Consider the following 26,158-nt stretch of genomic DNA (forward strand, 5'->3'; position numbering starts at 1 on the left):
CAGGCCGCGTATCAATGCGCCCCTGCCGCATTCACCGGAGTGTAAGAAAATAAGAAAGGCCTCACCCGAACAGGTGAGGCCTTTTTTACGTCGCGATTTACCCCGCAAGGGCAGGTGCGGAGCCAAATCACTCGGCAGCGATTTTGATCACCGGCTCCATGCTCTCGAGCGTTTCATCGCTCAAGTGGCATTTGATTTGGTGCCCACCGGCAAGTGTTTGAATCGGTGGGACCTCAACCTCGCAAAGCCCTCCGGGCACCTTTGATTTCCAGCGGCATCGGGTCTGAAACGGGCAACCCGATGGTGGGTTCATGGCCGACGGGATATCGCCTTCCAGCACGATATGGGTTTTCTCGACCGAGGTGTCGGCGATGGGAACCGCCGACAACAGCGCCTCGGTATAAGGATGATAAGGGGGCGAGAACACTTGTTCGGTGTCGCCCAGTTCAACCACATGGCCGAGATACATCACCATAACCCGGTCGCTCAGGTAGCGTACAATCGACAGATCATGGCTGATGAACAGCAACGTGGTCTTCTCATCGCGCTGAATTTCCATCAACAGATCGGTGACGGCGGCCTGAACCGAAACATCCAGTGCCGAGACGGGCTCATCCGCGACAACAATCCGTGCCCCACCGGCGAAAGCGCGGGCAATACCGACCCGCTGCTTTTGCCCGCCCGAAAGCTGCCGTGGCATTCGATCGGCAAAGGCACGCGGCAGTTTTACCAGATCCAACAACTCCAGCATCCGCTGTTTGCGCGCCGCATCATTGTCACCGATGCCAAATACCTCCAGCGCCCGGATGATCTGACGCCCCACGGTCATTGACGGGTTGAGCGTGTCAAACGGGTTTTGAAACACCATCTGTACATCGGAAATCGTCTTGGGATCGCGCGCCTCAATCGGGATATCCTCGATGTTGCGGTTGTCCAGAAGGATTTCGCCGTCGGTGGCGGTCTCCAGCCCCATCAGGACTTTGGCAAAAGTCGATTTGCCGCAACCCGATTCACCGACAATCGCCAGGGTTTCGGATTCGCGCGCCTCGAAACTCAGCGTCTCATTGGCCTTGACCACTTTCTTGGCGCCACTGCCGAACAGCGCATTGGCGGTAACCTCATAATATTTCTTGAGCTTGTCCATCTTGAGCACAACGCGCCCCGGCTCATTCTTGGCCTTTTGCTCGCCCAGTGCGATGGGCGCGTCCCAGTCGATATCCTGAAAACGCAGACAGCGCGTATGGTGGCGCTCATTGCCGGGCACGGGTGCCATCAGGATGTCACCTGCATCACAGCGCCCAGCCTCAAAGTAATCGCAGCGCGGCCCAAAATTGCAGCCTTTTGGGCGTTCGTGGGGCAGGGGAAAGTTGCCGGGAATTGCGACCAGGGGGCGTGCGTTCTTATCCGCACCGGGTAGCGGGATCGACCGAAACAGCGCCTGCGTGTAGGGGTGACGCATGTGATCAAACACATCCTCAATCGAGCCACGCTCCGCCGCCTCACCGGAATACATCACGCAAATCCGGTCGCAGGTCTCCAGCACCAGTCCGAGGTTGTGAGAGATAAACAGCATCGAGGTGCCGTATTTCTTGCCCAGATCCTTGACCAGTTCCACTACGGCCGCTTCCACCGTCACGTCCAGTGCGGTGGTCGGCTCATCGAGGATCAGCAGCGACGGTTTCGACATCAACGCCATCGCAATAACGATCCGCTGCTGCTGACCGCCAGAGAGCTGATGCGGATAGGAATTCAGCATCCGCTTGGGGTCAGGTAGCTTAACGTCGGTCACCACTTCCAAGGCGCGGGCATAGGCCTCTTTTTCGCCGACACCTTCGTGGATCATCGGCACTTCCATCAACTGCTTGCCGATCTTCATCGCCGGATTGAGCGAGGCCATCGGCTCTTGATAGATCATCGCAATCTCATTGCCGCGCACATCGCGCAGCTCATCGGCGCTCATCTGGGCCAGATCGCGCCCTTTGAATTTGATCGACCCGCCAACGATGCGTCCGTTCTTGCCAAGATCCTGCATCACGCCCAGCGCCACGGTGGATTTCCCGCAACCCGACTCTCCCACCAGCCCCACGGCTTCCCCTGGTTGCACCGCGACAGAGAAATCCATCACCGCCGGAATTTCGCGCAGGCGGGTGAAGAAGGAGATCGACAGCTTGTCAATCTCAAGGATCGGGCCGTCATAATCTGCAAGTTTGCTCATTTTGGTCTCCCTGGTGGGCGGAATGAGGCGTGATCCACCTCTTCTAACCCAAAATATCTCGGGGGTCCGAGGGCAGCGCCCCCGGCAGTGCTTTCATCAGTCCCGGAGGCTTTCTTCGCGCAGGCCGTCCGCCAGCAAATTCAGCCCCAGCACCAAACTCATCAACGCCACCGCAGGCGGCAGGGCCGGGTGCAGGTAGATCGACAGGAGTTTGCGTCCATCATTGATGGTGGACCCCCAGTCCGGGCTTTCAGGGGGCAGGCCAAGACCGAAAAAGCCCAACGTCCCCAAGAGGATGGTGGTGTAGCCGATGCGCAAACAGAAATCGACAATCAGCGGCCCACGCACATTGGGCAGGATCTCCCAGAGCATGATATACCACGGGCGCTCGCCACGGGTTTGTGCCGCTGCCACATAATCTCGGGTCTTGATGTCCATCGCAAGGCCACGCACGATCCGGAACACAGTGGGTGAGTTCACAAAAACCACTGACACAAAAACCACCAACACGCCGCCCGGAATGTCAAAGAAGTCCAAAGGCCAAAAGTCGATCTTGGAGCCTTGGGCGTTGATCAGAGACATATAGAGAAGAAAGATTGGCCCCAGAACCAGCAGGAGCCAGAAGGTGTTTTTCGCCGGTTGCGTGCGAAACCTCGAATGGATCAGCACGCCGCAAAACACCATCGGAAAGGCAAAAAGCACCACCGCCATAAACTGTGGCAAGCCCGTTGCGACAATTTCAGGTGTGACCAGCAGGTAGAACAGCAAGATCACCGGAAAGGCCAGAATGAGGTTGGCGAGGAAGGACAGGAAGGTGTCGAGTTTCCCCCCGTAATACCCAGCAGGCAGGCCCAGTGTGATCCCGACCATAAAGGCAAAGAGCGTTGCAAGCGGGGCGTATTTCAGAACTTCCCAAGCGCCCTTGACCATACGCGAGAACACATCGCGTGCGAGATTGTCGCCGCCCAAGAGATACCACGCATATTCGCCGGCCTCCGCGCCACGTAGTGGCGTGCCGGGCACTTTGTTTTTCATGCCGGAAGCTTGCGCCAGCGGATCGTGCGTGGCGATCAGATCCATCGCCGCAAACACACCGGTAAAGACCCAGAACATCACAAGGGTAAAACCGACCATGCCAATGGGGCTGTCAAACAGCTTTCCATAAAGACCCAAGCGACGTTTAAAAAGGATCGACAGGCTAAACAGCGTTACGAGCGCCAGCCATGTGGGCCATATCTGTCGCGACATGGCCCCAACAATTCCGGCGCCGGTGCCCATGATCAGGCCCATGACCAGATAGGCCAACCCAAGGGCTGCGACGGCGAGAAAGGCCAGACGCACCGCCAGTGCCGCCATCGCCTGCGGATTGCCCGCAAGCGACATGGTGCCATCGGCATTTGCCACATGACGGGTGCCAGCGCTGAAGATCGAGACAACAACCCAGATGGCGATGGTCGCTGCCAATAAAAGCAATGCGATCATAAAGATCGGAGTGATGAAGGCGAGAGAGCCTGTCCAAGTCAAAGGGTCCATGAGATGCCTCCTGCCTTATGAGATGCGAATGCGAGGGTTCAGGAAGATGTAGCCGATGTCAGAAATCAGTTGCGTCAGCAGAACCACGACGACAGAGACAACAGAGATCGCCAGCAGAAGCTCAATGTCATTGTTGCTTGCAGCCTCTACCAGCGACCAGCCGAAACCTTTGTAATTGAACAGGCTTTCGACAATCACCACACCGTTCAACAGCCATGGGAACTGCAACATGATGACCGTAAAGGGGGCAATCAGCGCGTTGCGCAGGGCGTGCTTGAGGACGATATTGGGAAAGCTCACCCCCTTGAGGCGCGCGGTCCGGATATATTGTGCGGTCATCACCTCGGTCATCGAGGCGCGTGTCATGCGCGCGATATACCCCATGCCATAAAGCGCAATGGTCAGAACCGGCAGGAAGAAGTTCTCAAACGTCGGGTTTTCCATCGCTGAGGTGGCGGTGCCCTTGAACCATTTGAGCCCCACGGTGGAGGAGGTGAACACCGCAATGAAGATCACGCCGGAGACATATTCCGGCGTTGCGGTGGTCATGATAGACAGCGTTGACAGCGACCGATCGGTGGCAGAGCCTTCGCGCATGCCCGCCAGCACACCAATAATGAGCGCCGAGGGCACCATCAGGATCAAAACCCACATCATCAGATAGCCAGTGTTGCCAAGCCGGGTCTGGATGATCTCGCTCACATCAGTCTTAAATCGGGTGGAGTACCCCCAATCGCCCTGCAGGATACCGCAGAAACGCGGGGCTTGCGCGGCCTCATCTTCTGAAACGGCGCCATCAATACAGCGGCCGGTGACGCCCTCATCGCTCAGGCGTTGCCACCCCGGCACCACACCGAGCCATTGACCATATTTGACCAGCATCGGCTGGCCGTAGCCATTCTTGTCCAGCCAGCTTGCAACGGCTTCGTCCGACATTCGGAAGTTGCCCTCGGTTTTGGCGAGCTTTTCGAGGTTCGGGTAGAGGTTGGTCATCACGAACACGATGAACGTCAGGCACAACGCCGTAATGATCATCACGCCCGAGCGGCGCAATATGAATAGTCCCATGTGTTCCCCTGCAGACTGGCGGTCAGCTGGCCCTGAGGTCGTTCGGTGCTGGGCGCACAGAACCGTGGGGGCCTCGTTGTCGTGAGCTTATTCTTGTTCTTGTTGGCCTGCTCCCGGTAAGGGTCACCGAGAGCGGCCTTTTTCAATTGCGGTTCAGGCGATCAGGCCGCCCAACCCCATTTGTAATGGTGGTGCTCATAGCCGATGTGCATATCGGCACCTTTCACACCTTCGCGCATATGGCGGAAGAGTGACTTCCAGTAAGGTTGGATCGTAACGCCTTCGTCCTGAATGAGCTTTTCGCCCTTGGCGACGACTTCGCGACGTTTGTCGACATCCGCAATGGCAAGTGCCTCGGTGAGGATGGCGTCAAACTCCGGGTTGGACCAGCCAAACTCGTTCCATGCCTCGCCGGAGCGATAGGCCAGCGCCCAGATCTGAACGCCAAGCGGGCGGTGGTTCCAGTTGGTGGAGCTGAACGGATATTTGGTCCAGTCGTTCCAGAAGGTAGAGCCGGGCAGAACCGTGCGCTTTACCTTAAAGCCGGCATCCCGCAGCTGTGCAGCCACCGCATCGGTGGTGTTCTTGCGCCAGTCATCGTCGATGGAGATCAGCTCATGCTCGAAATCCATCATGCCAGCTTCTTCCATCAGGGCGCGGGCGCCTTCGGGATCCGCTTCTTGTTTGGGTAGTTCGGCATATTCAGGATGCGCCGGACCCACGTGGTGGTTTTCGGCCGTGACACCGCGGTTGCCATAGCCAAGTTCGAGGCAGATGTCGTTATTGACGGCCATCTGCAGCGCCTTGCGGACGCGCTGATCCGCGTAAGGGCTCTTGCCGTCCACTTCAGCGAGCTGGTTCGGGCGCACCACGATGGTGGACATGGTAACAACTTCGGATTTCACAAAGCCGAGCGAGTCCATCACGTCGATGAATTCCCCAACGGATTCATAGAGCATGTCAACTTCTTCGGATTCCAGTGCGGCCAGCCACGATGACGGGTCGGTGCCGAAATCGATATATTCGATGCTGTCGAGCGCAGGTTTGCCAAACACCTCTTCGCCCCACCATGTGTGGTTCTCGTTGCGCGTGAGGGTGCATTTTACGCCGACTTCCAGTTCGGAAATCAGGTAAGGTCCGGTGCCCACTGCATTCTGCGCGTCATCGGCGCTAAAGCTCGCGTGGGTGATTGCTGCCGGATAGTCCGCCATGCCCGGAATGATCGAGATATCGGAATTGGGCAGGTTCAGCTTCACGGTGTGGCTGTCGATGACTTCAATCGCGCCTTCCAGCGCCTGATTGGTGTCCGGATCGATCAGGCTGCCAAAACGGCCAGCCATGGAGTTGCCTTCCATGTCCTTGTCGCACCACCCTTTGAGATTGCGCGCCACGTCCTCGGCAGTGAAGTCATCACCGTTATTCCACTTCACACCCTTGCGGACGTTCAGGATATATTCGTCGGCACTGTCGTTCACTTCCCAGCTTTCCAGCAGCATCGGGGTGAAAGAGCCATCGTTGTTGTACTCAACCAGATATTCGAGCGTGCCGCGCATCTCGTTGCCGATTTCGGACCAGTCGAACGTGCGCGGATCTTTCAGGCCACGAACATCCATCTGGACGCGCAGCGTGCCGCCTTCTTTCATGCCTTCTGCGGCGCGCGCCGGGGCACTCAGGCCGATCATACCATAGGCCGCAGTGGCTGAAACGCCCAGCGCAGTGGCGCGGGTCAGGAACTCGCGGCGCGAGATCTTTCCGGCCTTCAACTCCTGCGCATGCATCTCTGCCGCCCAATGGTGGGTCGTCGAGCTCTTGAGTTTGGTGGTGGTCATATATGTCTCCCTGTCTAGAGCGTCGTGGGGCGGCGACCTGTCGCATGACACCATCCTGACGTTGGCAGGCGGGCATCGTGCTGAGGTGTTTGAATTGTCACAAAGTTTCCCCATCCCCACTATACGGCACCAGTTGAGCGGGCAGGTCAATGCACAGTATCGGCATGAAAGTGTATAAAAGCGACATTTTTCTTGTCGCTTTTGACAAAAAGACACTTGTGTCCAGAAATCTGAAAATTTCAGCGAGTCAGTGATGCGCGGAGGCGCTGGTCGCTGGGCGGCGCGCTTTCTTGCGCAAAGCGCTCGGTGTGCTGCCGGTGTGCTGCGTGATGAACCGGGTGAAATAGGCGGCGCTGCCAAAGCCGAGGCTTTGTGCAATGTCACGCATCGGCAGCGAGGTGCGGATCAGAAGGCTCCGGGCGGCGTGCAGTTGGCGTTCCGTGAGCAACGCGGCAGCGGTCTTTCCTGTCTCTTGTCGGCAGACACGCGTTAGATGTGTCGGTGTGACGCCCAGTGCCGCTGCGTGCCCAGCCATGTTAAAGGCACCTTCGCTATCCTCGGCCAATCGCGCGCAGTAGGCGCGGCAGAGTTTGCGCGCCGCGGAAAGTTTGCTGTTTTCTGGTGCGGTTTGCCACAGACGTTGCATGTGGATCCCAATCAGGTCGGCGTAACTTCTGATTGCCTGAGCCGTGTGGTCGTCGCTCACCTGTTGTTCGCGCAGTGCTGCATCAAAGAGGGAATTGATGCGGGCCTGTTCCTGCATATCATTGATACGGATCTGCATGGGCGTATCTGGCAGGCCGCAGGGGATATCTTCGCCGATCTGGAGAACCTGACCGATGCTTTGTCGGCCAAGCTCAAGCGAGAACAATGTGCGCGCGGGAACGCAGATGGCGGTGTGCGGACCAAACCCCCGGCATTGACCATCCAGCAGCATACGTCCCTGACCACGGGTCACCCAGATTACCAGATGACAGTCGCGCTCATGCGCGAGCTCAATCTGCCAATTGCCAGCCGACATAAGCCGCAGCAGCGGGCTTACATCTAAAGGCCCATGGGTGTTTGGATCAAATGGCATCTTGCTGTGAATAGCTGTTCTTATTCTCGTTGAAATCGAGATTGGCCTGTGCCGGTGATTCGTTCAATTTTTTTGCAAAATTTGTTCAAGAAAGGCGAGTAAGGGCTGATTTTTACGCATCTATCGCGCTGCGCTTATGGCGAAGGGCTGACCCTTTGCCATTTTTTCATGCGTGAACGGAACCATGTGCGTTGACGTTTTGCATATTGGCGGGTGGCGACAGAGGCGCTTTCTTCGGCCTCGGCTAGACTAAGATCGCCGCTGAGATGGGCCATGAGTTCCGGCACGCCAATTGCCTTGCAGGACGGCAGGCTGGGATCATAGCGCCCCTGCATCGCGCGCGCTTCCTCAAGCGCGCCATTGGCAATCATCATCGAAAAGCGGCGTCTGATGCGCGCTTCCAGCCAGTCCCGATCAGCCTCAACCACCAAGGCGGTGCAACTTTCATAGGGCAAAACCGGTGGCGGGGTGTCATCCTGCCAGTCGGCAAGCGCACGCCCGGTGGCGCGAAGGACCTCCCATGCGCGCTGAACACGGGCGCGGTTCTTCATGTCGATCCGCATACGGGTGATGTCATCCAAGGCATCACTGAGCGCTTCAAGCGACATCTGGTCCCCTTCTGCCCGTATTGCAGCTGGCGTGGCCGGGATTTCTGCCATGCCTTCGGTCAGCGTTAAAAAGTAAAGCCCGGTGCCGCCAACGATAATTGGGCGTTCGGGGCCGTTCAGCAGGGGCGTCACCTCGCGCAGCCAGTGCCCGGCGGAGTAGGGCGCATCATAGGCCAGATGACCATAGAGCAGATGCGGCGCACGGGATTCGTCCTGGGCGGATGGGCGCGCGGTCACCACGCGCCAGCAGTCATAGACCTGACTGGCATCGGCGTTGATTATGACACCGCCATCTCGCTCCGCGATGCGTAGTGCCAGTTCCGACTTCCCCGACGCGGTGGGTCCGGCGATGAGTACAGGCCTGTCGGCGGGGATATTTTCTATGTCCATCAAGGCTTTCCGCTGCGCATATGTAAGGCGGCCTGTGTTTGCGAGAGGCGTTCTGAAGAAGATCGGCAATTATCCGGCAGGCTGGATTGATCCTCGGCGGCTTTTGCTTCATTTTGCCGCGAGTTTTAACCCCGACATATTGCGGAGCGCAACATGCCCCAGAGCCCTGATCAGCCGGACGTCTCAACGGCCGCTAGTTATAAACGTGTGATGCTGAAGATTTCCGGCGAGGCCCTGATGGGAACGCAGGGTTTTGGCCTGCATCCGCCGACCGTTCGCAGAATCGCCGAGGAAGTGAAATCGGTTCACGATCTCGGTGTTGAGATTTGTATGGTGATCGGGGGCGGCAATATCTTTCGCGGGCTGTCGGGTTCTGCGCAGGGTATGGAACGCACCACTGCGGATTATATGGGGATGCTTGCCACGGTGATGAACGCGCTGGGGATGCAATCCGCGCTCGAAGATCTGGGGGTTTATACGCGGGTGATTTCGGCCATTCGCATGGACGAGGTGGCGGAACCCTACATCCGACGCCGGGCCGTGCGCCACCTTGAGAAGAAACGGGTCTGCATCTTTGCCGCGGGCACAGGTAACCCCTATTTCACCACCGATACCGCCGCGACCCTGCGTGCCAATGAAATGAATTGCGAAGCGATCTTCATGGGTAAGAACGGCGTTGATGGGGTCTACGACAAAGATCCCAAAACCAACGACGACGCCAAGCGGTATGACAGCGTGAGCTACGACGATGTTCTGGCCAAACGCCTGAAAGTCATGGATGCTTCGGCCATTGCGCTGGCGCGTGACAACAATCTGCCTCTGATTGTGTTTGGTCTGGATGAACCCGGCGGATTCCGGGGTGTTCTGGCGGGCAAGGGCACTTTTACCAAGGTGCACGGCTAACTCCGCGAGGCCGATACCCTGCGACACGCGTCGGCAATCTGGCGCGTGTTTTGCGTGGGATTTCACCGAGTTCCGAAGGTTTCGCGGGTGTTTGTCCGCCGAGATCGCTATACAATACACATGTGATGGCGTAAGAGCCGTCCTCAAGACCGCCTCAAGCAAGGGGAGAGCAGCATGTCTGAAGAGTTTGAACTGGACACCGACGATCTGAAACGCCGCATGGATGGTGCGATGGCCAACCTGAAAACCGAATTCGCGTCCCTGCGAACCGGTCGTGCCTCCGCTTCGATGCTGGAGCCAGTGATGGTTGATGCGTATGGATCGCAGACTCCGATCAACCAAGTCGGCACCGTGAACGTGCCTGAGCCGCGCATGGTTACCATCAACGTCTGGGACAAGGGTCTCGTCGGTAAGGTGGAAAAAGCCATCCGCGAGTCTGGCCTTGGCATCAACCCTCAGCTCAACGGTACCATCATTATGTTGCCGATTCCGGAGCTCAATGAAGAGCGCCGCCGTGAGCTGACCAAAGTTGCGGGCCAATACGCTGAACACGCACGCGTCTCGGTTCGTAACGTACGCCGTGACGGGATGGACCAGATCAAGAAAGCCAAGTCCGAGGGCATGTCCGAGGATGACCAGAAGTTCTGGGAAGCCGAGGTACAGGATCTGACCGACAAGATGATCAAGGCCGTGGACGCCGCGCTGGAGACCAAACAAGCCGAAATCATGCAGGTTTGATCAGCGCATATGTCACGCGTCACGGATAGCGAAACCCCGGCTGCGGCTGGTGCGGAGAATGCGGCGCCGGGCATTGGTGACGGGCCTAGACATGTTGCGATCATTATGGACGGCAATGGCCGCTGGGCGCAGGCGCGCGGGCGGCCACGGCTTTTTGGGCATCATGCAGGCGCGCGTCGTGTACGCGAAGTGGTGGAATGCTGCCCCGCATTGGGCATCAAATATCTGACGATATTTGCGTTCTCGACCGAAAACTGGAAACGCACCCAAGTTGAAGTCGCCGGGCTCATGAGCCTGTTTCGCCGTTATATTTCCAAGGAAATGAAGGCACTGGCGGCCAAGAACGTGCGCGTGCGGTTCATCGGTGACCGGGTGCGGCTGGACACTAAGCTTGTGCAGCTGATGGATGCGTTGGAGCACGAGACCGAAGGCAACGATGGCACCCATCTGACCATTGCGCTGAACTATGGCGGTCGCGATGAGGTGGCCCGTGCCACCCAGCGTCTGGCGCAGGATGTGGCCGATGGCAAACTCGATCCTGCTGACGTGGATCAGGAAACACTGCCGCGATATCTCGACACTCATGTGTTGCCGGACCCGGATCTGGTGATCCGCACATCCGGCGAAGCGCGGATTTCGAACTTTCTGCTCTGGCAGTCGGCCTACTCGGAATACGAGTTTATCGACACGCTCTGGCCGGATTTCTCCTCAGATGAACTGGCGCGGCTCTGCCAGAATTTTGGCAATCGCGACAGACGCTTCGGGGCTGTAAAGAAATGAAGAACTCTATGTCCTCGCACGCTGTGAAAACCAGCCGTTGGGCAGACCTGGGGCCGCGCACAGCGTCGGCTCTGGTTTTGCTCTTGGTGGGTGGAGGTGCCAGCTATCTGGGCGGGGTGGCCTTTGCGTTATTTGTATCGCTGAGCGTCGGCGCGGTGTTCTGGGAAGTGACCCGAATGTATCGCAAAGACAACAGCTTGGCCGCCGTTGGATATGGCGTTGCAGCAGCTGCTTTGGTGTTTCTTGCCTGCTTTATGCCGCTGATTGTGGCGGTGCCGGTTCTCGCGCTGCCTCTGTTGCTCGGCATTCGTGTTCTGGAGCAGCGAAAGACATCCTTTCTCATCATTCTTGCATGGGTGCTGCTGGGTGGCTTTGGGCTGGTATGGCTGCGTGACGCTTTCTGGGTCAGTTGGACCGTCTGGCTAATCTGCGTGGTGGTGGCGACCGATGTCGCTGGTTATTTTGCAGGGAAATATTTCGGCGGGCCAAAGTTCTGGCCAGCTGTCAGCCCCAAGAAAACATGGTCCGGCACCGCTGGCGGTTGGGTGGCTGCAGCGGGTGTCGGTTTGATCTTCTCGGTTTTCGCCGGATTGCCTGCAAACCTCATCTGGATTTCAATCCTCGTGTCGATGGCCAGTCAGGCAGGCGATATCGCCGAAAGCGCTCTGAAGCGGCGTATGGATGTTAAAGACTCCAGCCAGCTTATTCCCGGTCATGGCGGCGTGTTTGATCGCTTTGATGGGATGCTGGGGGCAGGCGCGCTCTGCTTTTTGATCGCTGTCATCTGGGGATGACCTCACCCTCGGGAAACCGGGGAGAGGACGACGACGAATAGGTTCTAGATGAGAAAAATATCCATTTTCGGTGCAACGGGTTCTATTGGTCAGAGCACGATTGACCTGATCCGCCGGGCGCCGGAGGCCTATGATGTCGTGGCATTGAGCGGTGGTCACAATGTGGCGCAACTGGCGCGTGATGCGATCGAGCTGAACGCGGAGATTGCGATCACCGCGCATGAATCGCGCTTGCCGGAACTGTGCGCTGCGTTGGCCGGGAGCGATGTAGAGGCTGCCGCGGGCGCGCGGGCCTTGGTGGAGGCTGCCAGCCGCCCGGCTGATTGGATCATGTCAGCGATTGTGGGCGCAGCAGGGCTTGCACCGGGCCTAACGGCGCTGGAGCAAGGCACGACACTGGCGCTCGCCAATAAGGAATCGCTGGTCTGCGCGGGACAGTTATTGATGCGAACCGCCGCACAGCATGGCGCGCGCATCCTGCCCGTGGATAGCGAGCATTCCGCGGTGTTTCAGGCTCTTGTCGGTGAACAAATCGAGGATGTGGAGCGGATCATCATCACGGCCTCGGGCGGGGCATTTCGGGATTGGCCGCTTGCGGATTTAAAAACCGCAACGCTGGCGCAGGCCTCGTCGCATCCCAACTGGGATATGGGGCAGCGGATCACCATAGATAGCGCGTCTATGTTCAATAAGGCGCTCGAAGTCATTGAAACCAGAGAGTTCTTTGGTATCTCACCTGAGCAGATTGAGGTTCTGGTGCATCCGCAATCGCTGGTGCACGCGCTGGTGGGCTTTCGCGATGGTGCATTGATGAGCCACCTTGGCGCGCCTGATATGCGCCACGCTATTGGATATGCCTTGCATTGGCCGCATCGCAAGGAACTGCCGGTTGAGAGACTGGATCTCGCGGCTGTCGGGCAGCTTGAATTCCGCACTCCGGACTTGCAGCGCTATCCGGCGCTCCGGCAGGCGCAGGACGTGATGGCGCGCGGCGGGTTGAGCGGCGCGGCCTTTAACGGGGCCAAAGAGCGGGCGCTTGATCACTTTATCGCGGGTCGCATTGGCTTTCTCGATATGGCCACCATAACTGAACAGGTGTTGGAGGCGCTCGAGGCTCAGCCGGGCCTTATTGACGCCTCAATGACACTTGAAAACGTCACCCAAGTTGACGATCTGGCGCGGCAGGCGGCGGATCAGATCGTGGCGCAACGAACAGGATAGAGTTTTGGACGCAGTATTTCTGGTCTCGCAACTGGGCGGGTTCCTCTACACGATTGGCAGCTTTGTCGTGGTGCTTTCGATCATCGTGTTCGTACATGAATACGGACACTACATCGTTGGGCGCTGGAGTGGCATTCATCCGGAGGTCTTTTCGCTTGGATTTGGTCCGGTATTGGCCAGCCGGGTCGATAAGCGCGGCACGCGCTGGCAACTGGCGGCGTTTCCCTTTGGCGGGTTTGTGAAATTCCTTGGCGATGCGGATGCCGCGTCGGGCAAGGATTCCGGCGCGATAACTGCGGCACAGAGTGATCCGGAAATGCTGCGCAAGACCATGCATGGCGCCCCGCTCTGGGCGCGTGCCGCGACAGTTGCTGCGGGTCCGGTGTTCAATTTCATCCTCGCGGCCGTCATCTTTACGGGTGTGAACCTGAGCCGGGGGCAGATGCAGGAGCCTCTCGCGGTGGGGGCGGTCAAAGACTTGCCTGCTGCGGGTTACACCTTGCAGCCCGGAGATGAGATTCTTGCAGTGGCAGGGATTGATACGCCTGATTTCTCCGATGGCGTTGCATGGGCCGCCTTTGAAGACAGCATTCCGGTTGAAAAGGTTCTGGAATACCGCGTGTCTCGCAATGGTCAGGAGACTATCGCGCAGGGGCCATATCTAACGCCCAGCATCGTAACCGGCGTTGCGCCCCGCAGTGCGGCCTCGGACGCCGGATTGCGCGAGGGTGATGTGATTGTTGCGGTCGATGGCGAGGAGATCTTTGCCTTTTCTCATCTCAAGGAACGGGTTGAGACCGGCGCGGGCGAACCACTGGAGTTGGCCGTCTGGAATAACGGGCAAACGCGCGACCTGATCCTAAGCCCACGGCGCACCGATGAGCCCACTGCCGAGGGTGGTTTCCAAACCAATTGGCGGATCGGCATTGCTGGCGGTCTGGCGTTTGATCCGGCCCGCGAATCTGTGTCGCCGCTCGCGGCGGTTGGGCAGGGGGTCACGCAGGTCTGGATCATGATCGAACAATCCCTCTCAGGGTTGAAGCACATGATCACCGGGCAGATCAGCACCTGTAACCTCTCCGGTCCAGTGGCGATTGCTGAAATCTCCGGTACGCTGGCCAGTCAGGGTGCGATGAACTTCATCTGGTTGATTGCGGCACTGTCGACGGGCATTGGGCTTTTGAACCTGTTTCCAGTGCCAGTGCTGGACGGCGGGCATCTGGTGTTCTTTGCCTATGAGGCGGTGACCGGAAAGCCCCCCAACGATCGCGCCATGCAGATCCTGATGATGATTGGCCTCACGCTGATCCTTGGTCTGATGATCTTCTCGGTCAGCAACGATCTGTTGTTCTGCTAAATCTGACGATTTCTCCTTCGCGTATTTGGTGCGTATCTGGGCAGGATGAGGCAGGCTCGCCTTTCTCCTGCCCAGATGTCGCCACAAATCTTGCCTAGACTGATCCACGGGTGAGCGATTCCGATCAAATCGGGATCTAACGAGAATAGTGGGAGCAAGCATGCAATCGCTGCAGCAATCTTTTGCAGGGTTGGACCTGTTGGTCCGCCTCAACGCCGACCGTTTCCTGTTCGTAGGGGCGATTTCGGCGGCGATACTGTCAGGTATCTGGATCGCGTCCAGTCTTTGATTAACGGGGGTGAATCGCGGATTTCACCGGGCGCAAAACGAGTTACGTGAAACACTAAAGCAGCGGCATGGTGCCCGCTGCTTTTCTTGTTTTTGACAAGCGGGTCCAAACCCGGTACGCAGCTTATCAAGCTGCTATAATAATTGGGTTATAATTGATGGTCTGGGGGAAAAACGCGGCACTTGCCCGCGAAGTGCGCCGGGAGAGTGCTATGTCCGTTTCTTTTAAAGGCTTTCTTGGTTCTACCGCGCTTTCTGCGGTTCTTGCGGTGGGGCTTGGAATAGCGCCTCTGCCGGTTCAGTCCCAAGAGTACCGTTTCACTAACGTGCGCGTCGAAGGGAACCAGAGAATCCAAAGCTCGACCATCGTTGCCTACACTGGGCTGTCGAGTGGCGAGCGGGTGAGTGGTGGTGCGTTGAATGATGCCTATCGCGGCGTGTTCGACAGCGGATTGTTCGAGTCGGTTGAGCTGGTGCCGCGTGGCAATACGCTGGTGATCAAAGTGGTCGAATACCCGACCATCAGCCGGATCAATTTTGAAGGCAACAAACGCCTCAAAGATGATGCTTTGGCCGAGGTGATTCAGTCGTCACCCCGTCGTGTGTTCAGTGCCGATCAGGCGGAACGCGACGCTGGCGCGATTGCGGAGCTTTATCGCGCACAGGGGCGTTTGGCCTCGCGTGTGACGCCGCGCATCATCCGTCGTAACGACAACCGCGTCGATCTCGTCTTTGAAATTTCCGAAGGTGACACCGTCGAAGTCGAACGCGTGTCCTTTGTCGGTAACCGTGCCTATTCCGACCGCCGCCTGCGCCGCGTGCTGGAAACCAAACAGGCGACCTTCCTTCGTGCATTGATCAACCGTGACACGTTGATCGAAGATCGCATTCAGTTCGACCGTCAGGTCCTGACTGATTTCTATCGCTCACGCGGCTATGTCGATTTCCGGGTCAACAGCGTCAATGCTGAAGTCACCAAGGAACGCGACGCGGCTTTCCTCGTGGTGGATGTCACCGAAGGGCAAAAATTCGAGTTCGGTGATATTACCGTCACCAGTGAATTTGCTGATGCTGACCCGGATGTGTACCGCAGTCAGCTGCGCGTCAAACGGGGTGTAACCTACTCTCCGCTGGTGATTGAGAACGCCATTCAGACGTTGGAACAGTTGGCGGTGCGGCAGGGGATCGATTTCCTGCGGGTTGAGCCGCGTGTCACCCGCAATGACCGTGATCTGACACTTGATGTCGAATTCGCCATGGTGCGCGGTCCGCGTATCTTTGTTGAGCGCATCGATATCGAGGGCAATACCACCACGCTTGATCGGGTGATCCGCCGTCAGTTCAACATTGTTGAAGGCGATCCGCTCAACCAGCGTGAGATCCGTAACAGTGCTGAACGTATCAAAGCACTGGGGTTCTTCTCCCAGTCGGAAGTGGACGTGCGTCAGGGCAGCACACCAAATGAGGTGATTGTTGACGTCGACGTCGAGGAACAGCCAACGGGGTCTTTCACCCTAGGTGGGTCGTACTCGGTTGATGATGGTATCGGTGTCGCCATCGGTATTTCCGAGAACAACTTCTTGGGCCGTGGTCAGCAGTTGTCGTTCAATATCTCGACCGCACAGGACACCGAGGCGTATAACATGCGCTTTGTAGAGCCCAAGCTGTTGGGCCGTGATCTGCAGTTCGCAATCGACTTGGGCCTGAGCGAGACGGAATCGAGCTATTCGGAATATGACACCAAATCGGTGATCTTCCGTCCGTCCATCACCTTTGATGCGAGCGACACGACATCGCTGCAGCTGCGCTATGGTTTTGAACAAAACGAGATGGAAAGCCGCGGGCCAAATAGCAGCGGTCAACCGCGTGTGGGGCCTGTTTTGCAGCGAGAGATCGCAGCAGGTAAGCGCACCACCAGTTCGATTGGTGCTACTTTCACCTACGATAGCCGTCGCACCGGTCTTAACCCGACCGCTGGCTTCCTGATCCAAAGTGGCGTCGATTACGCGGGCCTTGGCGGGGACAACGAATATATCCGCGCAACCAGTAAAATCGTTGCGCAGAAGCTTGTGTTCAACGAAGAGGTCACGCTGCGGGCCACAGTTGAGACCGGGTATCTTGGGTGGCTGGGCGATAACAAAAGCCGCACCGTCGACCGTTTCTTGCTGACATCGGAGACACTGCGCGGTTTTGAGCCGGGCGGTATCGGCCCACGCGACATGAGTGGCAGCTACGACGACGCTCTGGGCGGGAACCTTTATGCGGTTGCACGTTTTGACGCGGAGTTCCCGTTGGGACTTCCAGAAGAACTCGGCCTGCGTGGCGGTGTCTTCTATGATGTTGGCAACCTCTGGGGACTTGAAGACTCAAACGCGGACCTCGTCGGTAACGTTGTTGGTCGCGATGGCTCTTTCCGCCATGTCGTCGGTTTCTCGCTTTTGTGGACCACGGGTCTTGGCCCACTGCGGTTCAACTTCTCCAAAGCGCTGGTCAAGGAAGACTTTGACAAGGAACGCAACTTCGACCTGACGATTCAGGCGCGGTTCTGACCCTGTTGCGACGCGTTAGACCACTAAAAATCATCTGGACAGCAGGGATTGTAACCCTGCTGTCCAGCAGCATTTTGCAAGCGCAAGAGGCAGCGCCCAATGTCGGGTTGGGTGGGTTCTCTCTTGAACAGAACCTCGGTATCCCCAAGAGCTTGCTGCTCACAATCCATTCTGATCGCATGTTCTCCGAGAGTGAGTACGGTCAGCGCATCGCGCGCGAAATGGAAGGGCGCAGCGCCGTCCTAATGGCCGAAAACCGTCGTATCGAGGCTGAGTTGCGCGCCGAAGAGCTTGATCTGGCAGAGCGGCGATCCACAACGGATCCGGATGCTTTCAGAGCGCTTGCTCAGTCGTTCGATCAAAAAGTTCAAGAAACGCGCAGCACACAAGAAGCGAAGTTTCTCGAAATCACCAATGCCCGCGATGAGGCACGGCGTGAGTTTCGGCAAACCTCGATCCCGATCCTTGAGCAGATCATGGCGGAGACGGGTGCTGCGGCTATTCTCGAGCAATCTACAGTTCTCTTGAGCGCTGACTCCATTGATGTCACCGACCTCGCCATCGCGCGAATCGATGCTATCCTTGGGGAAGGGCTCGATGAGAACGCTCCCGACAGCAACCAGCCCTGAGCTTGCTCCAAATAGCTGCAATTGCTACGACACACATCTGATGAAACCAACGGAACGTGACCCATGAGTGCTGACGCCAATCCTGACCTCAAAAGTGCCGATATCGGCCTGATCCAACAGATCCTGCCACATCGCTATCCGTTTTTGCTGGTGGACAAGGTGGTTGATATCGACGGCTATCAATCCGCGCGTGGCATCAAGAACGTCACCATGAACGAGCCGCATTTCCAGGGCCATTTCCCGGGCACGCCGATCATGCCGGGTGTCACCATCGTTGAGGCCATGGCGCAGACCTCGGGCGTGATGCTGGGGGTTGGCATGGATCTGATCGGCACCGATATGCTGATCTATTTCATGAATATCGACAAATGCAAATTCCGCCGCAAGGTTGTCCCCGGAGACGTGCTGGAAATGCACGTGGAAACGGTGCGCGGCAAGCCCGGTGGCAAGATCTTCAAATTCTCCGGTCGCGCCACTGTTGATGGTGAACTGGCGGCTGAGGCCGAGTTTACCGCGATGATCGACCGGGACGGAAAGGACGGCTGATGAACACTATTCACCCCAGCGCCATTATCGAGGATGGCGCCAAAATCGGCGAAGGCTGCGAGATCGGCCCGTTTTGCATCGTCGGCGCTGAGGTGGTGTTGGGCGACCGCGTGGTCCTGAAATCCCACGTGGTTGTCACCGGCGACACCGAGATCGGCGATGACACCGTTGTTTTTTCATTTTCTGTGCTGGGCGAAATCCCGCAGGATCTGAAATTCAAAGGCGAGAAATGCCGCACTGTCATCGGCAAGCGTAACCGTATCCGCGAGCATGTGACAGTGAATGCGGGCACCGAGGGCGGTGGCGGCATTACCCGTATCGGTGATGATGGGCTGTTTATGGCGGGTTGCCATATTGCGCATGATGCTCAGATCGGGGATCGGGTGATCGTTGTGAACTCTGCCGCCGTAGCCGGCCATTGCGTGCTTGAGGACGACGTTATCATTGGCGGGCTTTCGGGCATTCACCAATGGGTGCGCATCGGGCGTGGTGCCATCATTGGCGCTGTGACCATGGTGACCAATGATGTCATTCCCTACGGTCTGGTGCAGGCCTCACGCGGGGAGCTTGACGGGTTGAACCTTGTTGGCCTCAAACGTCGTGGAGTGAGCCGTGCGGACATCACCGCACTCCGGGCGGCGTTTCAGATGCTGGCGCAGGGCGAGGGGACGTTTTCCGAACGCGCCCGCCGATTGGGAGACGAAAACGACAGCGCATATGTGCAGGAAATCGTCGCCTTTATTACCGGTCAGAGCGACCGCCACTTCCTGACCCCCGGCGGCTGAGAAAGGTCCCGACATGATTGCACTGATTGCCGGTCGCGGCGCTTTGCCAGCCGAGTTGATTGCACGTTTGCCGGAGCGCCCCATGGTGTGCGCAATGGCAGGGTCTGAACCCGACCTCGTCGAGGCGGACGTTACCTTTCGCCTCGAACAACTCGGCAGCTTTCTGGAACAGCTGAAAAGCCAAGGTGTGAGCGAGGTCTGCCTGGCGGGTGCCGTGACGCGACCTCAGATTGATCCGGGCGCGATTGATGCTGCCACTTTGCCGCTGGTGCCGGTGTTGCAGGCGGCCATTGCCGCAGGCGATGACGGGGCGCTGCGGGCGGTGATCGGCATTCTCGAACAGAGCGGTTTCGCCGTGAAGGCCGCTCATGAAATTGCACCGGATCTCTTGATGGATGAGGGTGTTCCGACCAAGGTACAGCCGGGCGAGATCGACAAGGCGGATGCCGAACGTGCCTCGGTTATCGCCTTTGGCCTGAGTGCCGCCGACATCGGGCAAGCCTGCGCGGTGCGGTCTGGTCAGGCGATTGCAATCGAGACCCTGTTTGGCACGGATTGGATGCTCGCGAGCCTCGCCAACCGTCCGGACGGGCAGGGTGGTCTGTTCTACAAGGCCCCGAAGGCCGGACAGGACCGGCGCGCCGATCTGCCGACCATTGGCCCGGCCACCGTCGAAGGTGCGGCCATGGCCGGTCTGAACGGCATTGTCCTCGAGGCCGAGGGTGTGATCGTTCTGGACCGTGAAGAGGTCATCGCTGCTTGCGACCGCCGGGGCATGTTCCTCTGGCTGCGTCAGGCCTGATCCCATGAGCCTTCGGGTGTTTATCCTCGCTGGTGAGCCTTCGGGCGACCGGCTGGGTGCCGCATTGATGCGCGGTCTCAAGGACCTGTCTCCGGCTGTGTCCTTTGAAGGCATCGGCGGCAGCCTGATGCAGGCCGAGGGGCTCAGGTCGCAGTTCCCGATGGAGGAACTCTCCGTCATGGGAATCGCCGAGGTTCTGCCAAAGTACTTTGACCTCAAGCGCCGCATTCAGGAAACCGCCGATGCGGTGGTGGCAATGCAGCCCGACGTGATGATCACCATCGACAGCCCGGATTTTTCTCTGCGCGTTGCAAAGCTGGTGAAAGACGTCAGCGATATTCGCACCGTGCACTATGTTGCGCCCTCCGTCTGGGCCTGGCGTCCGGGGCGCGCGACAAAGATGGCGAAGGTCATCGATCACGTGCTGGCGCTGTTGCCGTTCGAGCCGCCTTACATGGAAGCCGCCGGGATGGAGTGCGATTTTGTCGGCCATCCGGTGGTGGCGGAACCTCAGGCGACAGAGGCTGAGATTGCGGCGTTCCGTACGGCGTTCAATCTGGGCGATGCGCCGGTTTTGCTGGCCTTGCCGGGCTCGCGCCGCTCCGAGGTTGCACGGCTTTCGGATGTCTTCGGTGCAGCCCTGCGTGAGTTCAACGCCAAACACCCGGGGCACCGGATCGTCGTTCCGGCAGCCGCGCATGTGGCGCCTTTGGTGCGTGAAAAACTCATGGACTGGCCCGAGGGCTGTATCGTGCTCGATCCCGCCGATCATGCGGGCGCTGAGTTTGCCGCGCATAAACGCGCAGCCTTTGCCACTGCGGGTCTGGCTTTGGCCGCATCGGGAACGGTGTCTTTGGAACTGGCGGCGGCGCGCACGCCGATGGTGATTGCCTATCGCTTCAATTGGCTCACGTGGCAGATCATGAAGCGCATGGCGCTGATTGATACGGTGACATTGGTCAATCTGGTGAGCGAAACCCGCGTGGTGCCCGAATGCCTTGGTCCCGAATGCACAGCCGAAAATATTGCGGCGCGGCTTGATCAGGTGCTGAGCGCGCCTGACGCGCAACAGGATGCCATGCGCCTGACGATGGATCGGGTTGGCGAGGGGGGCGATGCCCCCGGCCTGCGTGCCGCGCGTGCGGTTCTTGATCGGCTACCGCAGGTTTGAGGCGTTACAGCAGGGTCTGAGCAAAAAAGGGAGCCCGGAGGCTCCCTCGTTTTAGTGACCTCTCCAGATCCAGCCACCGCCAAAAATGCGGCTGCCGTTTGGATCATAGAACACACAGGCCTGACCGGGCGAAATGCCTTCCTCGGCGGAAAACAATTCCACCTCCGCCTCGGTGTCCGAGATCGGTCGAATGATCGCATCGCGCGGTGGGCGGGTGGAGCGCACCTTGACGCTCAGATGCCATTCCGTGCGGGTGGTGAAATGCTCATCCCCCAGCCAGTTGATCTCGCGCACCGGCACCCGGCGGGTGGCCAGCATGTCCTTTGGTCCGACGATGACCTGCTTTTGGTCCACATCGAGCTTCACCACATAGAGCGGCTCGCTCAGCCCGCCGATGCCAAGGCCGCGACGTTGGCCGATGGTGTAGTGAATGACACCGTTGTGCTCGCCCAACACGCGGCCATCGGCGTGCACGATCTGTCCCGGCTCCGCCGCGCCGGGGCGCAGTTTCTCAATCACCGAGGCGTAGTCGCCATTTGGGACAAAACAGATGTCCTGACTGTCCGGTTTATCCGCAACCGACAGGCCATATTGCGCCGCCATCTCACGCGTTGCGTCCTTGGAAGGCAGGTGGCCCAGCGGAAAGCGCAGGAAATCGAGCTGTTCGGGCGTGGTGGAGAACAGGAAATAGCTCTGATCGCGGTTGGCATCCTCGGCGGAATGCAGCTCCGGCCCGTGTTCGCCCATCTTGCGCTGGATGTAGTGACCGGTTGCCATGCAGTCGGCCTCCAGATCCTTGGCGGTTTCCAGCAGATCCTTGAACTTCACGCGCTCGTTGCAGCGGATGCAGGGCACCGGCGTCGCCCCGGCCAGATAGCTGTCGGCGAACTCGTCAATCACGGCATCCTTAAAAATGTTCTCATAATCCAGAACATAATGTGGAAAGCCGCGCTCCTCCGCGACTCGGCGGGCGTCGTGAATATCAATGCCGGCGCAACACGCGCCCTTTTTGGCCAGCGCCGCCCCGTGGTCGTAAAGCTGTAGCGTCACACCGACCACATCGTAGCCCTGTTCCGCCAGATATGCCGCCACAACAGAGCTATCGACGCCGCCAGACATAGCGACGACGACGCGCGTCTCGGCGGGAGATTTTGCAAAACCTAGCGAATTCACTGGTGCCTCATTGTCCAGTGCCATGGCGTACTCCTTGCGGGTCCGAAAGAGGAGATGGAAAGCATCGAAGAATATAGGAAAATGCTAAGTATTCTCAAGGGGGCGATTTCACTTACCGTTAATGCCTCCACGCCACTCTGCCCTGACCAAGCTGAATACGCATCCTAGTAAGGGCATAGCGATGTTTTTAAAGAAAGTTGATGGCCCCCGTGCGGTCACTCTGCCGGACGGAACAGTCATGACTCGTGCGGATTTGCCGCCTCAGACAACAAAACGATGGGTGGCGTCGCGTAAAGCGGCGGTCGTTCGTGGCGTTTTGTATGGATTGATTCCCCAAACCGAAGCGCTACGTCTCTATAATCTGAGCGAAGAAGAGTTCAGAAGCTGGGTCGCGGCGGTTGCAGACCATGGAGAAGACGCGCTGAAAACCACCCGGTTGAAGGATTATCGTAATCCCTAAGGTAAAAACCGCCGTGTTAACTTGTACGAATTGCGAAAATTAACCAACATGGTAACGGGACATTAACCTTTTCCCAGCAAGGTTAACGCAACCTGAGGACAACAGAGTACAGGCGGAGACCCAATATGCGCATTCTTCTGGTCGAGGATGATCCCACGACGGCGAAAAGCATCGAGCTGATGCTGACTCATGCAAACTTGAACGTATACACGACTGACCTCGGCGAAGAGGGCATCGATCTGGCAAAACTTTACGATTATGACCTGATCCTGCTGGATCTGGGCCTGCCAGATATGAACGGTCATGAGGTTCTGCGTCAGCTGCGTCTGTCGCGCATCGAGACCCCGATCCTGATCCTCTCTGGCGCTGATGACACCGAGAATAAGATCAAGGGCTTTGGTTTTGGGGCGGATGATTATCTGACCAAACCTTTCCATCGCGAAGAACTGGTGGCGCGTATCCACGCGATCATCCGTCGCTCTAAGGGACATTCCCAGTCGATCATTAAGACGGGCAAAATTTCGGTTAACCTTGATGCCAAGACTGTGGACGTTGAAGGTAAATCCGTGCATCTGACCGGTAAGGAATACCAGATGCTGGAATTGCTCTCGCTTCGGAAGGGCACAACCCTTACCAAGGAAATGTTCCTGAACCACCTCTACGGTGGCATGGATGAGCCAGAGTTGAAAATCATCGACGTCTTTATCTGTAAGCTGCGCAAGAAACTCAGCACGGCAACCGATGGTGACAACTACATCGAAACCGTTTGGGGCCGTGGCTATGTTCTGCGCGATCCGCAAGAAGATCACGCCACAGGTGGTCCACGGATGGCAGTAGGCGCCTAAGCGCACCGCGCATTAGCGAGCATTCGTTTTCTAAACCCCGCCGGGCTGAGCATCCCGGCGGGGTTTTTCGTGTCTTGGATCTGGCACTGGACCTCCTCCATATCGGGCACTATCACCAAGATAAGACAGATACCCCGAAGGGCGGAGCCAGGATGACAGAGCAGGATCCCCGGTCGATGAATGTGACCGATGCGCGCAAAGAATTTGAGGCGCTTCAAACCAAAATTGAAGCCGCGGATCTCGACTATCACCAAAAAGATGCGCCCACTCTGTCGGATGCGGAGTATGACCGTCTGAAACGGCGATATCTGGCGCTTGCTGAGGCCTTTCCCGAACTCGCCGAAGAAGGCACGCGTGTTGAGAGCGTTGGAGCGCCCGCCGCCTCCGGATTTGGCAAGGTTGCGCATGCTGTGCGCATGATGTCGCTGGGAAATGCGTTTGAAGATCAAGATGTTGAGGATTTTGCCGCCGGCTTGCGCCGCTACCTTGGCCTGTCCTCCGACGCCCCGCTTGCCTTTACGGCAGAGCCGAAGATCGACGGTCTGTCGCTCTCTCTTCGCTATGAGAATGGCACGCTGATGCAAGCGGCGACGCGGGGGGACGGTGCTGTCGGCGAGAATGTCACCGAAAACGCCCGTACCATCGAAGATATTCCGCAGCAGATCACCGGCGCGCCGGAGGTGCTAGAGGTGCGTGGCGAGGTCTATATGAGCCACGCAGATTTTGAGGCGCTGAACGCCCGCCACGCGGAAACCGGCGGTAAGATCTTTGCCAACCCGCGCAACGCGGCGGCCGGTTCCCTGCGCCAGCTTGATGCCGAGATCACCCGCGCCAGACCATTGCGGTTCTTTGCTTACAGCTGGGGTGAGCTGTCTGAACCTCTCGCAGAAACGCAAATTGACGCGATTGAGAGATTTAAATCCTTCGGCTTCCAGACCAACCCGCTGACCCGCTGCTGTCAGACCATTGCGGAATTGCTGACGCATTATCACAGCATCGAAGAACAGCGCGCGGATCTGGGCTATGACATCGATGGCGTCGTCTACAAGGTAAACGACCTCGCGCTGCAGGAGCGTCTCGGCTTTCGCTCCACCACCCCACGTTGGGCCATTGCGCATAAGTTCCCGGCCGAACTGGCCTGGACGCGCCTCGACGGTATCGACATTCAGGTGGGGCGGACCGGGGCGCTTAGCCCGGTGGCGCGATTGCAGCCGGTAACCGTGGGCGGTGTGGTCGTATCCAACGCCACGTTGCACAACGAGGATTACATCGCGGGCCTCGACTCCAAGGGGGCGACAATTCGGGACGGCAAGGACATCCGCGTCGGCGATTGGGTGCATATCTATCGCGCGGGCGATGTGATCCCGAAGGTTGCTGATGTCGACTTGAACCGGCGTCCCGACGGCGCAGAAGTTTATGCATTCCCGACCCATTGTCCGCGCTGCAACAGTCCGGCGGTGCGTGAGGAGGGCGATGCGGTGCGGCGGTGCAGCGGCGGGTTGATCTGCCCGGCGCAGGCTGTCGAGAAACTCAAACATTTTGTCTCCCGCGCGGCCTTTGACATCGAAGGCTTGGGGGCCAAGCAGGTTGAGCAGTTTCACAGCGACGGTTGGGTCAAAGAACCCGCCGATATCTTTGAATTAAAAGAAAGATATGGCAGCGGGATGCAGCAGCTCAAGAACCGCGAAGGCTGGGGCGACAAATCTGCAACGGCCTTGTTTGCGGCCATTGATGACAAGCGGCGCATCGAGTTTGCGCGGCTGATCTTTGGCCTCGGCATTCGCCATGTGGGCGAGGTGGCCGCGAAAGATCTTGCCCTGCATTTCCGCACTTGGGCTGCGCTTGCTGAGGTCGCAGATCTAGCACGCCCAGCAGCGCTGGCGCATCGGGCCGCAGATGAGGCAGAACTGTCGGAGCGGCAGACCGCTCAGGCCGAGGAGCGTCGCGCCAGGATTTCCGAAGTACGCAAAGCGGCGATTGCCGCCTGTGATGTTGCCCCTGATGCGCAAGCGGCTTGGGATGATTTGATCAGCGTCGATGGGCTTGGTCCGACTGTGGCGCTGTCGCTTTCCGATGCCTTTGCCAACCCGGAAGAACGCGCGGCCTTTGACCGGCTGATATCGCATCTGGAGGTGATCGAACCGGACGCTCCGACAGAGGACAGCCCCGTTGCGGGCAAGACCGTGGTGTTTACCGGCACGCTGGAGAAAATGACCCGCGTCGAAGCCAAGGCCCGTGCAGAAGCCTTGGGTGCAAAAGTATCCGGCTCGGTGTCCAAAAAGACCGATATTCTGGTGGCTGGTCCGGGGGCAGGCTCCAAGGCGACCAAAGCAGCAGAGCTCGGCGTTCGTACCATGGATGAGGATCAATGGCTGGACTTGATCGGGCAGGCGTGA

At 58.2% G+C, this 26,158-nt stretch carries 23 protein-coding genes; 16 read left to right on the top strand and 7 right to left on the bottom strand.

Annotated features, from left to right (window positions below):
* Positions 1–127 precede the first annotated feature (127 nt).
* From K529_RS06475 to miaA, 6 genes are all read right to left on the bottom strand, one after another.
* Positions 128–2,215, bottom strand: a complete 2,088-nt coding sequence (locus tag K529_RS06475) for a dipeptide ABC transporter ATP-binding protein (RefSeq protein WP_005617916.1) — start codon at positions 2,213–2,215, stop codon at positions 128–130.
* 96 nt (positions 2,216–2,311) lie between these two features.
* Entirely contained in the window at positions 2,312–3,748 is a 1,437-nt protein-coding gene (locus K529_RS06480; protein ID WP_005617914.1) for an ABC transporter permease, read from the bottom strand.
* Positions 3,749–3,763: 15 nt separating this feature from the next.
* Positions 3,764–4,816, bottom strand: a complete 1,053-nt coding sequence (locus tag K529_RS06485) for an ABC transporter permease (protein WP_005617913.1) — start codon at positions 4,814–4,816, stop codon at positions 3,764–3,766.
* A gap of 161 nt (positions 4,817–4,977) precedes the next feature.
* Positions 4,978–6,645, bottom strand: a complete 1,668-nt coding sequence (locus tag K529_RS06490) for an ABC transporter substrate-binding protein (protein ID WP_005617910.1) — start codon at positions 6,643–6,645, stop codon at positions 4,978–4,980.
* A 247-nt stretch (positions 6,646–6,892) separates the two neighbouring features.
* The gene (locus K529_RS06495; protein ID WP_005617906.1) at positions 6,893–7,723 is read right to left on the bottom strand and encodes an AraC family transcriptional regulator; all 831 of its coding nucleotides are present in this window, start codon (positions 7,721–7,723) and stop codon (positions 6,893–6,895) included.
* A 134-nt stretch (positions 7,724–7,857) separates the two neighbouring features.
* Entirely contained in the window at positions 7,858–8,721 is an 864-nt protein-coding gene (gene miaA / locus K529_RS06500) for a tRNA (adenosine(37)-N6)-dimethylallyltransferase MiaA (RefSeq protein WP_005617903.1), read from the bottom strand.
* Positions 8,722–8,874: 153 nt separating this feature from the next.
* Here miaA and pyrH point away from each other — a divergent pair, with 153 nt between their 5' ends.
* The 13 genes from pyrH to lpxB all read left to right on the top strand — a co-directional run bounded on the left by pyrH (position 8,875) and on the right by lpxB (position 21,284).
* The gene (pyrH, locus tag K529_RS06505) at positions 8,875–9,624 is read left to right on the top strand and encodes a UMP kinase (protein ID WP_040642010.1); all 750 of its coding nucleotides are present in this window, start codon (positions 8,875–8,877) and stop codon (positions 9,622–9,624) included.
* A 174-nt stretch (positions 9,625–9,798) separates the two neighbouring features.
* On the top strand, positions 9,799–10,362 hold the full coding sequence (gene frr / locus K529_RS06510) for a ribosome recycling factor (protein ID WP_005617897.1): 564 nt from the start codon (positions 9,799–9,801) through the stop codon (positions 10,360–10,362).
* 105 nt (positions 10,363–10,467) lie between these two features.
* Positions 10,468–11,142 (top strand): polyprenyl diphosphate synthase, encoded by a 675-nt coding sequence (gene uppS / locus K529_RS06515; RefSeq protein WP_235859494.1) that lies wholly within the window; start codon positions 10,468–10,470, stop codon positions 11,140–11,142.
* A gap of 8 nt (positions 11,143–11,150) precedes the next feature.
* Positions 11,151–11,936, top strand: coding sequence for a phosphatidate cytidylyltransferase (locus tag K529_RS06520; protein WP_005617892.1), 786 nt, complete (start codon positions 11,151–11,153; stop codon positions 11,934–11,936).
* A 48-nt stretch (positions 11,937–11,984) separates the two neighbouring features.
* A complete protein-coding gene (gene dxr / locus K529_RS06525; RefSeq protein WP_005617890.1) occupies positions 11,985–13,157 on the top strand; it encodes a 1-deoxy-D-xylulose-5-phosphate reductoisomerase in 1,173 nt (390 codons plus the stop codon).
* A gap of 4 nt (positions 13,158–13,161) precedes the next feature.
* The gene (gene rseP / locus K529_RS06530; protein WP_005617889.1) at positions 13,162–14,514 is read left to right on the top strand and encodes an RIP metalloprotease RseP; all 1,353 of its coding nucleotides are present in this window, start codon (positions 13,162–13,164) and stop codon (positions 14,512–14,514) included.
* A gap of 160 nt (positions 14,515–14,674) precedes the next feature.
* Positions 14,675–14,803, top strand: a complete 129-nt coding sequence (locus tag K529_RS23965; RefSeq protein ID WP_005617887.1) for a hypothetical protein — start codon at positions 14,675–14,677, stop codon at positions 14,801–14,803.
* A gap of 211 nt (positions 14,804–15,014) precedes the next feature.
* On the top strand, positions 15,015–17,351 hold the full coding sequence (gene bamA / locus K529_RS06535) for an outer membrane protein assembly factor BamA (RefSeq protein WP_005617885.1): 2,337 nt from the start codon (positions 15,015–15,017) through the stop codon (positions 17,349–17,351).
* 74 nt (positions 17,352–17,425) lie between these two features.
* Positions 17,426–17,980 (top strand): OmpH family outer membrane protein, encoded by a 555-nt coding sequence (locus tag K529_RS06540; RefSeq protein WP_005617882.1) that lies wholly within the window; start codon positions 17,426–17,428, stop codon positions 17,978–17,980.
* A 63-nt stretch (positions 17,981–18,043) separates the two neighbouring features.
* A complete protein-coding gene (gene fabZ, locus K529_RS06545) occupies positions 18,044–18,526 on the top strand; it encodes a 3-hydroxyacyl-ACP dehydratase FabZ (RefSeq protein WP_005617880.1) in 483 nt (160 codons plus the stop codon).
* Positions 18,526–19,311, top strand: coding sequence for an acyl-ACP--UDP-N-acetylglucosamine O-acyltransferase (lpxA, locus tag K529_RS06550; protein ID WP_005617877.1), 786 nt, complete (start codon positions 18,526–18,528; stop codon positions 19,309–19,311). The genes fabZ and lpxA overlap by 1 nt, the downstream gene beginning before the upstream one ends.
* A 13-nt stretch (positions 19,312–19,324) precedes the next feature.
* Positions 19,325–20,113 (top strand): LpxI family protein, encoded by a 789-nt coding sequence (locus K529_RS06555; protein ID WP_005617875.1) that lies wholly within the window; start codon positions 19,325–19,327, stop codon positions 20,111–20,113.
* A 4-nt stretch (positions 20,114–20,117) separates the two neighbouring features.
* Entirely contained in the window at positions 20,118–21,284 is a 1,167-nt protein-coding gene (lpxB, locus tag K529_RS06560) for a lipid-A-disaccharide synthase (RefSeq protein ID WP_046002159.1), read from the top strand.
* A gap of 51 nt (positions 21,285–21,335) precedes the next feature.
* Here lpxB and mnmA read toward each other — a convergent pair whose 3' ends face one another.
* Positions 21,336–22,481 carry a tRNA 2-thiouridine(34) synthase MnmA gene (gene mnmA, locus K529_RS06565; protein WP_005611707.1) on the bottom strand — a complete coding sequence of 382 codons (1,146 nt, stop codon included), beginning with the start codon at positions 22,479–22,481 and terminating at the stop codon, positions 21,336–21,338.
* Between the two features lie 157 nt (positions 22,482–22,638).
* Between mnmA and sciP the strand changes: the two genes are divergently transcribed.
* From sciP to ligA, 3 genes are all read left to right on the top strand, one after another.
* Positions 22,639–22,917, top strand: a complete 279-nt coding sequence (gene sciP / locus K529_RS06570) for a CtrA inhibitor SciP (RefSeq protein WP_005611705.1) — start codon at positions 22,639–22,641, stop codon at positions 22,915–22,917.
* Between the two features lie 125 nt (positions 22,918–23,042).
* Positions 23,043–23,762 carry a response regulator transcription factor CtrA gene (gene ctrA / locus K529_RS06575; protein WP_005611702.1) on the top strand — a complete coding sequence of 240 codons (720 nt, stop codon included), beginning with the start codon at positions 23,043–23,045 and terminating at the stop codon, positions 23,760–23,762.
* A 176-nt stretch (positions 23,763–23,938) separates the two neighbouring features.
* Entirely contained in the window at positions 23,939–26,158 is a 2,220-nt protein-coding gene (gene ligA / locus K529_RS06580) for an NAD-dependent DNA ligase LigA (RefSeq protein WP_005611698.1), read from the top strand.

The sequence above is a fragment of the Tritonibacter mobilis F1926 genome (genome assembly GCF_000376545.2).
Taxonomy (GTDB): Bacteria; Pseudomonadota; Alphaproteobacteria; order Rhodobacterales; family Rhodobacteraceae; genus Epibacterium; species Epibacterium mobile.